The sequence below is a fragment of the Listeria grandensis FSL F6-0971 genome (genome assembly GCF_000525835.1).
In the GTDB taxonomy this organism is placed as follows: domain Bacteria; phylum Bacillota; class Bacilli; order Lactobacillales; family Listeriaceae; genus Listeria_A; species Listeria_A grandensis.
The window spans coordinates 1-13,389 of the sequence record NZ_AODD01000035.1 but is presented as its reverse complement, the minus strand read 5'-3'; the positions used below and the strand labels follow the sequence as shown (position 1 = coordinate 13,389).

Here is a 13,389-nt window from a genome sequence, read left to right as displayed (position 1 = left end):
AAATGCTAAACGGTGTAATTTTCTATATGAACGTGGTAAAATTAAGAACAAATGTTTCTACTTTTGAAAAATAGGGTAAACAGATAAACATGTTTTAATGACAAAATGGAGAGGGAAGTGACTCATGATACGCTTCGAAAATGTAACGAAACAATATCAAAATGGCGAGCATGCCGTCAAAAACATCGATTTGGACATAAAAGATGGTGAGTTTTTCGTTTTTATCGGGCCGAGTGGTTGTGGCAAAACAACGACGCTGAAGATGATTAATCGCCTTATTCCACTGACGACGGGGACTATTTATATCGACGAGAAGCGGATTAGTGATTATAACATTCACGAATTGCGCTGGAATATTGGCTACGTACTGCAACAAATCGCGCTTTTTCCGCATATGACGATCGAGGAAAATATCGCGGTTGTGCCGGAACTGAAGAAATGGGAGAAGGGGAAGACGCATGATCGCATTACTGAGCTACTAAATAGTGTTGGTTTGGACGCGGAAAGCTATCGTAACCGGAAACCGGCGGAACTTTCAGGTGGTGAGCAACAACGTGTCGGCGTTGTTCGTGCGCTGGCCGCTGACCCCGAAATTATTTTGATGGATGAACCTTTCAGCGCGCTAGACCCGATTAGTCGCCAGAAATTGCAACAAGATATGATTGTCTTGCAGCGCAAAATTAAAAAGACAATCGTGTTTGTAACACATGATATGCAGGAAGCGCTTATGCTTGGCGACCGAATTTGTATTATGAAGGATGGCGAAGTCGTACAATGCGATACGCCGAATGAAATTTTGCAAAATCCAGCGAATGAATTTGTGCAAAACTTCTTGGAGTCAGGCAATGTGAACAAGCACGTGCTATCTTCTAAATTTACCGTGCATGATATGTTGGAACAAGGCTATTTCGAGGCGCAGGTTGTTGCTGGAGAGGCTGATTTTGCGGAGTCAATTGCAGTGGAAGTTATCTTGCAACAATTAGCGAGTCAGACGTCTGTATCTGTTGCCAAGGACGGCAAACTCGTTGGAACGATTACACAGCAACATGTCATCCAGTTCCTAGCTAAACAACTAGAGAGGGAGGCTGCGCATGTATGAGTAAATTAATCGATACGTTTCAGGTGCGTCAGGATGCGCTGTGGGCAGCGTTAGTTCAACACATCGAATTATCTTTCGTCTCCCTTTTTATTGCTGTATTTATCGCTGTGCCGCTTGGAATCTATTTAACGAACCATAAGCGTGCCGCTGAGCCGATTATTCAAGTAACGGCGGTTTTGCAAACAATTCCATCACTTGCCTTGCTAGGTTTGCTGATCCCATTAGTTGGAATTGGGACGGTACCGGCGATTATCGCGCTTGTAATCTATGCCTTGTTACCCATTTTGCGGAATACATATACTGGAATTAAAGAAATTGATCCAGTTTTAATGGAAGCGTCCGAAGCAATGGGAATGAACAGGTGGAAGAAGCTTTATAAAGTGCAACTACCGCTCGCGATGCCCGTTATTATGGCTGGTATCCGAACGGCGATGGTTCTTATTATCGGAACCGCGACGCTTGCGGCTTTAATCGGAGCTGGTGGACTGGGGGATCTCATCCTACTCGGGATTGACCGCAATGACAACAGCCTGATCCTGCTCGGTGCAATTCCAGCAGCTTTACTGGCGATCCTGTTTGACGTCATTTTGCGCTACATGGAAAAAGCGACATTCAAGCGTACACTCATCACGATTACTGGTGCACTCGTCGTGACGGCAAGTATCATCATCGTGCCATATTTCACGCAACCGCAAAAAGAACTCGTGATTGCCGGAAAACTTGGTTCGGAGCCAGAAATCTTGATTAATATGTACAAACAGCTAATTGAAAATGATACCGACCTGAGCGTCAAAGTAAAACCGAATCTCGGAAAAACGAGTTTTGTTTTCAATGCGTTAAAATCAGGCGATGTCGATATTTACCCTGAGTTCACGGGCACTGTTTTGGAAACCTTCCTCAAAGAACCAGCGAAAAATCACGACCCAGAAGCCGTTTATGAGCAAGCACGCGATGGACTTGCAAAAAATGAGAAGATGGCACTACTGAAACCGATGAAATACAATAACACGTATGCCGTCGCAGTTGCACCACAATTCGCTAAAGCTTACAATCTGAAAACAATTTCTGATTTAAAAGCTGTGCAAGCCTCTGTTAAAGCCGGTTTTACGTTGGAGTTTTCTGATCGGGAGGATGGTTATAAGGGGTTGCAGAAACAGTATGGTTTACAATTCGATTCATTGAAAACAATGGAGCCAAAACTGCGCTATTCCGCTCTGAAAGCAGGCGATATCAACACGCTTGATGCCTATTCAACAGATAGCGAAATCGCCCAATACAAACTCAAAGTACTAAAAGACGACAAGCAACTATTCCCGCCATATCAAGGCGCACCACTCATGCTCGAATCAACATTGAAAAAATATCCAGAGCTAAAAGCCCCGCTAGAAAAACTAGCAGGTAAAATCACCGATCAACAAATGAGCGAAATGAACTATGAAGTCAATGTAAAAGGCAAGTCTGCCGAAGAAGTCGCGAAGAACTATCTACAAAAAGAAGGCCTACTAAACTAATCAAAAAAAGGAAGACGAGGAACTGGTCATAGAACACCAATTCCTGTCTTCCTTTTTGCTATAGCGTTTAGTAGCCTGTTTCGACCGATGCATTCACAATATACATCAAATCATTCTTGTCCGCTTTGTCCGCTAGAAAAATGCCACTTGTCGTAAGCATTCCACCTGACATGGTTTCTACCGTGACTGTGCCATAAGGAATAATCGCCCGAATCGCATCGGAATCAAGCAAATCCGCATCTATCGGTAACGCCAATTTCACATGGACCACCATATTATTCAGGTCTTTACCCGGCAATAAGTCTTCAATTCCCGGCATCGAGTTCGTAAAAATCGCATTTCTCACTGCCCGAATCGCAGCTTTCGTAATATCTTGGCCATGTACATCCACACCGAAACCAGTTTGGATAAACAATATTTTCTCCATCTCATCACGCTCCTATTTTAAAAAATGCTAATCCTGGTCGTTCTTTTGCATATTGTTCTAAGACTTTCGTCCAAAATTTGCCATCGGGATCATCACTTGCCGATAGAGCCGCGGCCATCTGACGCCTTTGAGCCTCCCCAAGCTCTGTTTCAATCTCGGCCCCAGCTTCCGTCAAAAACAGGCAACGAATACGCTTGTCCTTAGCAGACGGCTCCATGATGATATATCCCTTTTCCCTTAATTCTAACAACGGTTGATGCAGTGCTTGCTTCGAAACCTCGAGCAGTGTTAACAGCTCGTTCATTTTAATACCTGGCGAATGCGCTACGAAAAATAAAATTCGGTGATGCGTACGCGTAATGCCATGTTTCCCAATGAGCCTATCAGCGGTTTCAACAAACGTTTTGTAAGCAAAATAAAATAGAGCGATCTGCTGATTTAATCGATCCTCTTTGTCCATAATGTATCCCCTTTTTTAACAAAATATAAATTCAGTATAGCACAGATTGAGAAAAGTAGGAATGTGGCATTTGATCAATTTTGCAGTACCACTTAAGCATTTAGTAACTATAAATGCTAGCGAAGAAGGCGTCACAGCCAGCGTTTAAGAGAGGAAAATAATAGCCCGAATTTGAAACTTTTTCTCAAAAGTAGGTATCAAAAATAGAATATAAGGGTAAGGTCTAATAAAGGAGTTGATGATGATGGGAAATAAATATCAACGCATTTTAGTAGCTTTAGATGGATCAACACAAGCTGAAATCGCCTTTTTGAAAGCGGTAGAACTTGCCAAAGCAACGGGGGCGGAACTAGGACTTGCAAGCATTGTGGACATCCGGTCATTCTCGCCGAATATTTCTTATGATGGAGGCTTGGAAAAAGCAGCCTATGAAGAATCGGCGGCTAGGCTGGCTGAATACAAGAAGTTGGCCGGAGAAGCAGGCATCAAGCAAGTACACACGCTCCTCGAAATTGGAAATCCTAAAACCTTACTCGCTCGTGATCTCCCCGCCAAATTCGACGCAGATGTTCTGATTTGTGGTGCAACGGGCCTCAATCGTATTGAGAAAATCGTTCTAGGAAGTGTCTCCGCACATGTTTTACAACACGCGATTTGTGATGTATTAGTAGTTCGGGAGAAATAAGACAACGCATGATATTCGTAGCTCGAAAATGGGAGCTAGCTAATATCATGCGTTTTTGATTAATGTGTAATCTCTAAATCTTTCATTTTCTCAGGCTCATGTTTATAGTGGAAAGTAAACTGGAAGACAATCGCCAAGATAAGCGTGTAGGCCGCAAAAATCAGCCAGATCGTTTGCCAATCTTTGACGCCATCGATCGTATAGTAATCGACAACCATACCGCTCAAAATTGCCCCAACATAAGCACCGACGCCATTTACCATCGTCATGAACAAGCCCTGGGTGCTTGCTCGGATGTCCTTACTAACTTCCTGTTCCACGAAAATGGCGCCAGAAATGTTGAAGAAATCAAACGCACAGCCATAAACAATCATCGAAAGCAGTAGAAGTACCGTACCAAGTGGTGACGGATCGCCGAATGCAAACAGTCCAAAACGCAGCGTCCATGCAACCATGCTGACCAACATCACCGTTTTAATGCCATAGCGTTTCAAAAAGAAAGGAATTGCTAAGATAAATACAACCTCAGCCATTTGTGACACGGACAGTAAGATCGAAGGATATTTCACCGCGAGGCTGTCTGCAAACGCTGGATTTAAGCCAAAGTCATGCAGAAACGGGTTACCGAACGTATTCGTAATTTGCAACACGGCTCCAAGTAACATTGCAAAAAGGAAAAACACGGCCATTTTCGGCTTTTTAAAAAGGACGAAAGCATTTAAACCGAGCATGTTGACCCAGCCTTGCTTTTTCTTTTTGTTCGCCGTCGGAATGGCCGGCATCGTTAGCGAATAAAGCGAGAGTAAGAGCGATGCGCCCGCCGCAATGTAAAGCTGTACGTTGCTAAGTTCAAGACCTGCAAAGCTGATTGTCCACATCGCGATAATGAAACCAACTGTCCCAAACACACGAATTGGTGGGAAGTTAGATACCGTATTAGATAGTGCGAGCGTGGGCATGAAGAACATGGCGTTTACCAACATCACCCAGAACATCACGGTTGGATCCGACACAGTTGCCGCATAAAACAATGCCCCAGCACAAATCAAATGACATGCGGTATACAAGTAGTTTGCCTTGATCCATTTATCTGCAACAATCCCCATCAAAGTCGGCATAATCACAGCGGCGATCCCCTTTGAACTATAAACTATCCCAACCTCGACGCCCGAAAAATCAAGCGTGTTAATCATATAAGAACCGAGCGTAATCAGCCAGCTCCCCCAAATAAAGTACTGCAAAAATGACATAAAGCGAAGACGCGTTTTAATCCCCATGATGTTCTCCCTTCCAAATTAGCTAGACTTATTTCCAATATGATAAAAAGTATCTACGATTAGAATCTAGAAATGATTTCCGCCACAAGTTTCAAGAAAGTAGCTTTCACACGTTCTGCTGTCTCAATAACCTCATCATGGCTAAGTGGCTGGTCCAAAATACCACATGCCATATTAGTCAGGCACGAGATACCGACCGTTTCAATTCCCGCATGGCGCGCAATCAGTGCTTCGGGAACTGTCGACATACCAACCGCGTCCGCTCCGAAACCGCGAATCATGCGAATCTCCGCTGGTGTTTCGTATGTTGGGCCAGTCCACCAAGCGTAAACACCTTCGCGTAGCGTCACGTTTTGGTCTGTTGCTACGTTTTTAACGATACCACGCAAGCGCTTACTATAGACTTCTGAAACATCCAAGAATCGCACACCAAGCTCCGGATTGTTCGGTCCCATTAATGGATTATTTGCCGTCAAATTAATATGGTCTGTAATCAACATCAAATCACCAGGATTAAAGTCTGTATTGACAGCGCCACAAGCGTTCGTAATAATCAATTTTTCCACACCAAGCGCTTTCATAACACGGACTGGGAAGGTGACTTCATCTAGCGGAAACCCTTCATAGTAGTGGAAACGCCCCTTCATCGCAACAATGTTTTTATCGCCTATACGACCAATAACAAGCTCATTCGCATGCCCAACAGCCGAAGATTTTGCAAAATGCGGAATATCATTATACGGAATATGAATCGCATCGTCAATCGTATCCGCAAAAGGCCCAAGCCCCGATCCTAAAATAATACCAATCGTTGGTTTCACCGCTGTTAATTGCTCAATATAGCTGAGAGCCTCATTAATTTGTTCTGTTTTATGCATCGTTATTTCCTCCTCGACATCATTAGCCTTTTACAAAAAACTGTAAAGCGCTTTCAACGTAATCTTAACATGAATGAATCGGAATGTAAATAACTTTTTTTCATTTTGATAAAAAGTGCTCGAAATTGCTTTTTAGTTTGGTATTTGATACATTTTTACTATACAAGAGGGGGGCGTTACGGTGGTTAGCAATATGTTGGAGACGTTTCGAACAACGCAGAGTTCTAAAATAAAGAAGTTAAAAATTTTATATAACCTAATCCGTAAGCATGCATCGATTACGGTGGAAGAGTTGTTAGCAGCGACTGGAATGAAGCCTGCCACATGCGCCAGACTGCTCGATGAACTGAGTAAAAATGATCTGATTACAAGTAACGAATTAGGTGTTTCAACAGGCGGGCGAAAACCGATTTTATATCGTATTAATCCAGAGAAAGCTTATTTAATCGGCATCGAGGTCACTAATATTTATTCCACGATTGTCCTCACTGACCTTAATTTAAAAGAGTTGGGACATAAGAAAATTCAGATGAGGAAGCAAGTTTCCATGTATGAAACACTCGATATGTTCACGGCACAGTTGCTTGATTTACTTGCTGAACAAGGAAAAGCAATCGCCGATATTCTTGGTATCGGAATCTCAATTGACGATGCACTTGATCAAATAAGTGAGAACAGTGATGTAACGCCGCATGATATTGAGCACTATTTAGCGAGTAAAATCCCGACGTATATCACGGTTGGTAGCGGGGTGAATTTTGCGGCTCTCGCAGAATATCGCTTGCATTATTGGCAGACGAGCGAGCGTTTTTTGCTAACGACGGTGGATGTGGAGATCCGTAGCGCTGAAATTGTGGGTGGTATTGTAGCGTCAGGACAGAGCCGGATGACGAACGCATTTGGACACACGATTATTGATACGAATGGTTCGCGCTGCTATTGCGGTTCTTATGGTTGCCTGCATACTTACAGTTCTTTATCTGCGATTAAAGCGAAGATTGGTCACGAATTAAAGCAAGGCAAACCATCGATCCTATCAGAGCTTGTGACCAATCCCGATGATATCGATTATTTCACGATTTTTCAGGCACTAGAGAAGGGCGACCCAATGTGCCATGATACTTTGAAAAACGCGGCCTATTACTACGGTATCGCGCTTTCTAATCTAATTTTGATGACGCAACCCGATACGGTGGTCTGCGGCGGAACCCTCGTTCCAAAAGGTACTTTTTTCGAGGATGTCAAAAGAATCACCGAAGAACGATTAAAAGCCTTCCCAAAAATAAAAACAACCATTTATCCTGCAAAAGAGTCTTACGAAATCGTGGCTCAGGGGGCAGGAGGCATGGTTCTCGAACAATTCTTGAGATAGAAGATAAGCCAAGTAAATCAGCCCCAATATACATGTAATCTTTACTGGGGGGACGATGATTTATTCATTCTTGGCGAGTTGGATTTCCTTTTTGTTGCCGGGGTAATCGTATAGGAACCAAGCGACTTTTTTTTGAATATCGGGATTAGCGAACATTGTGCGGTGGTCGTACTCTTCCCCTTTGTAGTAGCTTTCTAGGTACACTTTCGAATGACCTTTAAAAATGAGACGGGATCCTAAAGCGCTGAGAACGGGGACGATATCATCGGAAAAGCTGTCGTCGTCTACGTCACCTGCAATAGATAATACGAGTAAATCAGGGCTTATTTTTGCGCTATTGTCCTCATAAGTGCGGAGTAGCGGCGTTGTCTTTGGAACGTCGTCAAATGTTAGGTCGCCAGCGTTATCATCGCTTTCGAGATCGTTAAATGGTGAGCCAATAGCTACTAAGCGCTTTAATTCAGGTGTGGTTTGGGCATATTTTTGTGCGTAGGTTGATAAAACAAGACCGCCGTTGGAATGTCCAACACCATCGAATTTAGTGAAGCCATAGCGGTTCGCGACGTCTTTTAGTGCGATCCGTAACCAGTCAGCTTGTTGTGTGATTGTTGCATCTATACTATCCTCAAAGCCGATTTGGATGATTGGATGTTGGGCCTTTTTGGTGAGGGTTCCGTGGTAGTTTAATTTCCCATCGGTGCTGATTTCAAGAGAAATACGTTGATTGGAAACTTTATATTTATCAATGAAAGTGCTGCTAAAACCATCAAAAGTGCCAGTCCCGCCCCCAGTCCCGTGAACGAGAACGAGTGCTGTTTGGGAGGAAAGGTTTGGTAGATTTTGCAGCTCTTTTTCGCTCGCTTTCGAAGGGCCACAGCCAGCAAGAATGAGCGATAGCATAAGAAGGCTTACTAGTATTTTTTTCATGAGGAAAATCCTTTCTTTGGGGTGTTATTTTGCTTCATTATCAAGTTTACGTCTAATTTCGCGAGCGATGCACTCGACGGTGTAAAGTGCTGGAAGCTGCGAGGTGATGTCCGCGCCTTGATAGGTTTCACGATGGATATAATATGGAATATTAACGTCGGAAAGTCTTGCCACCGTGGACTTTTCGCTATTTGTGATGGAGAGAATTTTGCATTGGTGGGCGTTGATATGTTGGATATATTTAATCACTTCGCTCGTTTCGCCAGACACGGAGATAGCGATGATGCATAGCTTTCCGGAAAGCCCTTTAGAGAGGTGATTGAATGGGTGATTCAGTGGGTCTTCGATGTGAAGTGCCAGCGTGAATAACGAAGAAAAGTAAAGCGCGCCATATTCTGCGACAATGCCCGAGGAGCCAACGCCGACGAACAAGACTAATTCTGCGTCTTTTAATAATTTTGTTGCCTGCCTAATGCGGCCTTTAAACTCGGATTGCGAGGTTCTTTTTAAAAAATCAATATACGTTGTTTCATCCGCTAAGTCCACTTGTGTCGCTCCTGCGCGTTCTGTATACATCCGTAAACGTACCCGAAACTCCGAGAAACCACTGCAGTCAAATTTTCGGCAAAATCGCAAAATCGTCGCGGTACTAACGTGTGTTGCATCCGCTAAATCGCGAATTCGCATCAAACAAACTTTGTCCAAATGGGCGGTGATGAACTTGTAAATCATCATATCCACATCGCTTAATTCAGGCGTTTTATCTAAAAACAGCACAACGCTTCGACCTCCTATTTTTCATACCCTTATTCAAAAGTCTAGCATATAACATCTAGGGTTACAACTTGTTACTTCCCTGACACAAATTTCATCTTTGCAAACGCTTTTCTAAATAGACGGGTGCTATATCAATTAGCTATCTAGCATACTATAATGAAAATAAGAAAGCGCTATCTTTTATGATTTTAAAAAGGTGAGGAGAAAAGATAATGAATAAGTTCTATGCATTTCTTGAAAATCGGTTGGCGCCAGTCGCAGCTAAATTATCAGCTCAAAGACATTTAGCCTCAGTTCGCGACGGCATCATGCTAGCAATGCCATTTTTAATTATTGGTTCTGTCTTTATGATTATTCAATATTTACCGATTCCGGGTTATGAGGATTTCATGGCTAATATTTTCGGCGCACAGTGGCAAGTGAAACTAGGCTATCCAGTAGAGGCGTCCTATAATATTATGGCAATTTTGGCTTGTTTCGGTGTCGCCTATAGGCTCGCTGAGAAATACAAAACTGCCGATCCATTGATGAGTGGCGCGGTAGCTTTAGTTAGTTTCATCCTAACCATCCCGCAAATCACATCATTTACACCTGAAGGAAGTAAAACGGCGTACGATGTTGGTGGAGTTATCCCAACGATTCTTACAGGAAGCCAAGGCCTGTTCGTGGCTATCGTTATTGCCTTACTTGCCACAGAAATTTTCCGCATTATTTTTGAGAAAAACTGGGTGATAAAAATGCCTGCTGGAGTTCCAGAAGCGGTCGGCAAGTCGTTTATGGCCCTGATCCCGGGATTTATAACCATTACGACAATCTGGATTTTGCGTCTACTCATTGAATTAACACCGTTTTCGAGTATCAACGAAATTATTTCGACGGTTATCGGGATTCCAATGCATTATATCGGTAGCACACTTCCTGGCATGATCGTAACAGTCATCATTATCGCGCTACTTTGGAGCATCGGCTTACACGGTGACGCTATTATCGGCGCATTCACAAATCCGGTTTGGCTCGCCAATATGGACGCTAACCGCGCAGCATTCCAAGCAGGAAAAGAATTACCGAACATCATTACGCAACAATTTTACGAATTATGGATCGTGCCAGGTGGGACAGGAGCTTTGCTCGGCCTCGTCATCCTACTATTCTGGCGAGCTAAAAGTAAGCAAATGAAACAACTCGCTAAAATTTCCGGACCAGCTAGTGTATTCAACATCAGTGAACCCATGGTTTTCGGTGTACCGATCGTGTTAAATCCATATTTCATCATTCCATTTGTTTTAACGCCAGTCATTCTCGTAATTGTGACTTATTTTGGGATGGACTCAGGTTTAGTCGCGAAACCGGCGGGGATCGCCTTGCCATGGACAACACCGCCAATCATCAGTGGCTTTTTAGCAACCGGTGGCAAAATTTCAGGATCTATCATGCAAATCATTAACATCTTGATCGCAATGCTAATCTACTGGCCATTCTTCAAAGTCTGGGATGCCCAAAAATATAAAGAAGAGCAAGTATTAATACATGAAGAAGTTGGGAGTCCTGAAAAATGAAGAGAACATTAAAAATCGCTACAATTGGCGGTGGATCAAGCTATACACCCGAACTTATCGAAGGATTTATCAATCGTTATGAGGAGTTACCGATCCGTGAATTATGGCTTGTTGATGTGGAAGAAGGCCGGGAAAAACTAGAAATTGTCGGCGCATTAGCTAAACGCATGGTCGAAAAAGCAGGTATCCCAATGGAGATTCATTTAAGTATGGATCGGGAGGAAGCGCTCAAAGATGCTGATTTTGTAACAACACAGTTCCGAGTAGGGCGCCTAGAAGCCCGGATACTAGACGAAAGTATCCCGCTAAAATATAATGTTATCGGTCAAGAAACAAATGGTCCCGGCGGACTTTTCAAAGGTTTACGAACAATTCCCGTCATTCTCGACATTTGCCGCGATATCGAGCGACTTTGCCCTGATGTTTGGCTTGTTAATTTTACCAATCCCGCTGGTATGATCACCGAAGCTGTTTTGCGCTACAGTAACATCACAAAAGTAGTCGGACTTTGCAACGGCCCGATCGGTATCCAAAAAGGTATTGCCAAAGAACTGGATGTGGATATGTCTCGTATCTACGTCGAATTTGCTGGACTCAACCATATGGTCTTTGCCAAAAATGTCTATCTTGGCGGCAAGAATGTCACGCCAACCGTCATGGCAAGAATGACAAAAAAGGAAGATGGCATTTCCTTGAAAAATATCGCGGACATCGGCTGGGACCCGCTTTTCTTGAGCACACTTGGCATGGTTCCGATTGGTTATTTACGTTACTATTACCAGACTGCAACGATGCTTGCCGAACAACAGGCGTCTGTTGCGAAAGAGGGAACAAGAGCAGAAGTCGTGAAACGTGTCGAGACCGAACTTTTTGAATTGTATAAAGATCTAGATCTGGCCGCAAAGCCGCAACAACTCGAACAACGTGGTGGCGCTTATTACAGTGAAGCCGCTTGCAATTTGATTCATTCCATTTATAATGATAAACGAGACATCCAAACGGTGAACACGCGAAATAATGGCGCCGTTGTTGGCATTGATCCAGATTCAGCGGTGGAAGTGAACTGTGTGATTACGAGCCATGGCCCAATTCCATTGACGACAGGGGCGCTACCAATCGCAGTAAACGGTCTCGTGCAGTCGATTAAAACCTTTGAACGCTTGGCGGCAGAAGCTGCGGTGACAGGAGATTACAATACGGCACTGCTTGCAATGACGGTTAATCCACTTGTGCCAAGCGATAAAATAGCGCATCAGCTTTTAGATGAATTACTCGAGGCGCACCAACAATACTTACCGCAATTTAATATATGATGAGAGGAAGATGGAGACAGAATGAACGGACTTAATTTGACAGTATCAGCAGACTATGAGGCGATGAGTGACGCCGCAACAGCACTCGTGATTGAAAAATTCAAACAGGCACCAACAGGACTATATTGTTTCGCTGGTGGAGACACGCCTGTGGGTACATTGCGCCGACTCGTTGCCGCACATAAATCCGGTGAAATTAACCTTCAAAAAGCCTATTTTGTAGAGCTTGACGAATGGGTAGGGTTGGACGGAGCCGATGAAGGGAGTTGTCTCTATTATTTAGAAAAAGAGCTCTTCGGTCCTGCTCAGATTGACGCATCCCATTACCATTACTTCAACGCCAAATCTGCTGACCTAGAAGGAGAATGCCAAGCAGCCGATAAATTTATAGAAGGTCATGGCGGACTAGCGCTTATTTTACTAGGCGTTGGCGTGAACGGCCATCTTGGCTTTAATGAACCAGGTGTCAGCTTTGAAAATTATGCCCATATTATTGATCTCGACAGCACCACCCAAAGCGTCGGTCAAAAGTACTTCACACAAGAAGTTGACCGCACCAAGGGGATCACGCTAGGAGTGAAGCATATTTTAGAAGCCAAAACCGCCGTACTAGTAGCAAACGGTGAGAAAAAAACAGCGGCTATCGCTCATCTTCTCGAAGAAAAAGTAACGAACGACTGGCCGGTGACTGTACTCAGAAATCATAACAGTGCATTTATTTTTGTAGACCAAAACGCACTTTTATAAGCAATAAAGAGTCTTGCCCAGAAAAAGTTTCGGAGCAAGACTTTTTATTCTATTGAGTATTATTCCGTTATGTAGTATCCTTAGAAGGAAAACTTACATACTTAAGTGTTGCCAAATAAAGCATTTCTAAAGGGAGAAAAGACCGAATGGAGAGAAAAGATAATCTAGATTTGCTCAGATGTTTATCGATTTTGATGGTTATTGTTATTCATGTATCTGCTACGCATCTTTTAGGGAATGCCACCCAAATGAACACGAATTTTGCGATCGCGAACTTCTATGATTCGATATCACGCACAGCAGTTCCATTGTTTATTTTACTAAGTGGTTACTTTACTTTGTCGCAAGAGCAAAAATTTA

14 protein-coding genes are annotated in these 13,389 nt (G+C 43.4%); 8 read left to right on the top strand and 6 right to left on the bottom strand.

Annotated features, from left to right (window positions below):
• Positions 1–124 precede the first annotated feature (124 nt).
• The gene (locus PGRAN_RS14395; RefSeq protein ID WP_036068189.1) at positions 125–1,099 is read left to right on the top strand and encodes an ABC transporter ATP-binding protein; all 975 of its coding nucleotides are present in this window, start codon (positions 125–127) and stop codon (positions 1,097–1,099) included.
• Positions 1,096–2,610, top strand: a complete 1,515-nt coding sequence (locus PGRAN_RS14390) for an ABC transporter permease/substrate-binding protein (RefSeq protein ID WP_036068180.1) — start codon at positions 1,096–1,098, stop codon at positions 2,608–2,610. Before PGRAN_RS14395 ends, PGRAN_RS14390 begins: the two co-directional genes overlap by 4 nt.
• Before the next feature lie 67 nt (positions 2,611–2,677).
• On the opposite strand, the gene PGRAN_RS14385 is transcribed toward PGRAN_RS14390, so the two are convergent.
• Together PGRAN_RS14385 and PGRAN_RS14380 are read right to left on the bottom strand one after the other, a co-directional pair.
• The gene (locus PGRAN_RS14385; protein WP_036068178.1) at positions 2,678–3,037 is read right to left on the bottom strand and encodes a Lin0512 family protein; all 360 of its coding nucleotides are present in this window, start codon (positions 3,035–3,037) and stop codon (positions 2,678–2,680) included.
• A gap of 4 nt (positions 3,038–3,041) precedes the next feature.
• Entirely contained in the window at positions 3,042–3,497 is a 456-nt protein-coding gene (locus PGRAN_RS14380) for a MarR family winged helix-turn-helix transcriptional regulator (protein ID WP_036068173.1), read from the bottom strand.
• 244 nt (positions 3,498–3,741) lie between these two features.
• Here PGRAN_RS14380 and PGRAN_RS14375 point away from each other — a divergent pair, with 244 nt between their 5' ends.
• Complete coding sequence (locus PGRAN_RS14375; RefSeq protein ID WP_036068171.1) at positions 3,742–4,182, top strand: universal stress protein; 441 nt, start codon at positions 3,742–3,744, stop codon at positions 4,180–4,182.
• A 59-nt stretch (positions 4,183–4,241) separates the two neighbouring features.
• On the opposite strand, the gene PGRAN_RS14370 is transcribed toward PGRAN_RS14375, so the two are convergent.
• Positions 4,242–5,459 (bottom strand): nucleoside permease, encoded by a 1,218-nt coding sequence (locus tag PGRAN_RS14370; protein ID WP_036068168.1) that lies wholly within the window; start codon positions 5,457–5,459, stop codon positions 4,242–4,244.
• A 59-nt stretch (positions 5,460–5,518) separates the two neighbouring features.
• Positions 5,519–6,337 carry a purine-nucleoside phosphorylase gene (locus PGRAN_RS14365; protein ID WP_036068166.1) on the bottom strand — a complete coding sequence of 273 codons (819 nt, stop codon included), beginning with the start codon at positions 6,335–6,337 and terminating at the stop codon, positions 5,519–5,521.
• A gap of 181 nt (positions 6,338–6,518) precedes the next feature.
• On the opposite strand from PGRAN_RS14365, the gene PGRAN_RS14360 reads away from it, so the two are divergent.
• A complete protein-coding gene (locus PGRAN_RS14360; RefSeq protein WP_206537382.1) occupies positions 6,519–7,709 on the top strand; it encodes an ROK family protein in 1,191 nt (396 codons plus the stop codon).
• Positions 7,710–7,769: 60 nt separating this feature from the next.
• Here PGRAN_RS14360 and PGRAN_RS14355 read toward each other — a convergent pair whose 3' ends face one another.
• Together PGRAN_RS14355 and PGRAN_RS14350 are read right to left on the bottom strand one after the other, a co-directional pair.
• Entirely contained in the window at positions 7,770–8,636 is an 867-nt protein-coding gene (locus PGRAN_RS14355) for an alpha/beta hydrolase (RefSeq protein WP_036068164.1), read from the bottom strand.
• Positions 8,637–8,660: 24 nt separating this feature from the next.
• The gene (locus PGRAN_RS14350) at positions 8,661–9,413 is read right to left on the bottom strand and encodes a MurR/RpiR family transcriptional regulator (protein ID WP_036068163.1); all 753 of its coding nucleotides are present in this window, start codon (positions 9,411–9,413) and stop codon (positions 8,661–8,663) included.
• A gap of 212 nt (positions 9,414–9,625) precedes the next feature.
• Between PGRAN_RS14350 and celB the strand changes: the two genes are divergently transcribed.
• From celB to PGRAN_RS14330, 4 genes are all read left to right on the top strand, one after another.
• On the top strand, positions 9,626–10,969 hold the full coding sequence (gene celB, locus PGRAN_RS14345; protein ID WP_051998677.1) for a PTS cellobiose transporter subunit IIC: 1,344 nt from the start codon (positions 9,626–9,628) through the stop codon (positions 10,967–10,969).
• Positions 10,966–12,282, top strand: a complete 1,317-nt coding sequence (locus tag PGRAN_RS14340; RefSeq protein ID WP_036068162.1) for a 6-phospho-beta-glucosidase — start codon at positions 10,966–10,968, stop codon at positions 12,280–12,282. Before celB ends, PGRAN_RS14340 begins: the two co-directional genes overlap by 4 nt.
• 21 nt (positions 12,283–12,303) lie before the next feature.
• Entirely contained in the window at positions 12,304–13,029 is a 726-nt protein-coding gene (locus tag PGRAN_RS14335; protein ID WP_036068161.1) for a glucosamine-6-phosphate deaminase, read from the top strand.
• Positions 13,030–13,175: 146 nt separating this feature from the next.
• A partial coding sequence (locus tag PGRAN_RS14330; RefSeq protein ID WP_036068160.1) for an acyltransferase family protein occupies positions 13,176–13,389 on the top strand: 214 nt, incomplete at its 3' end.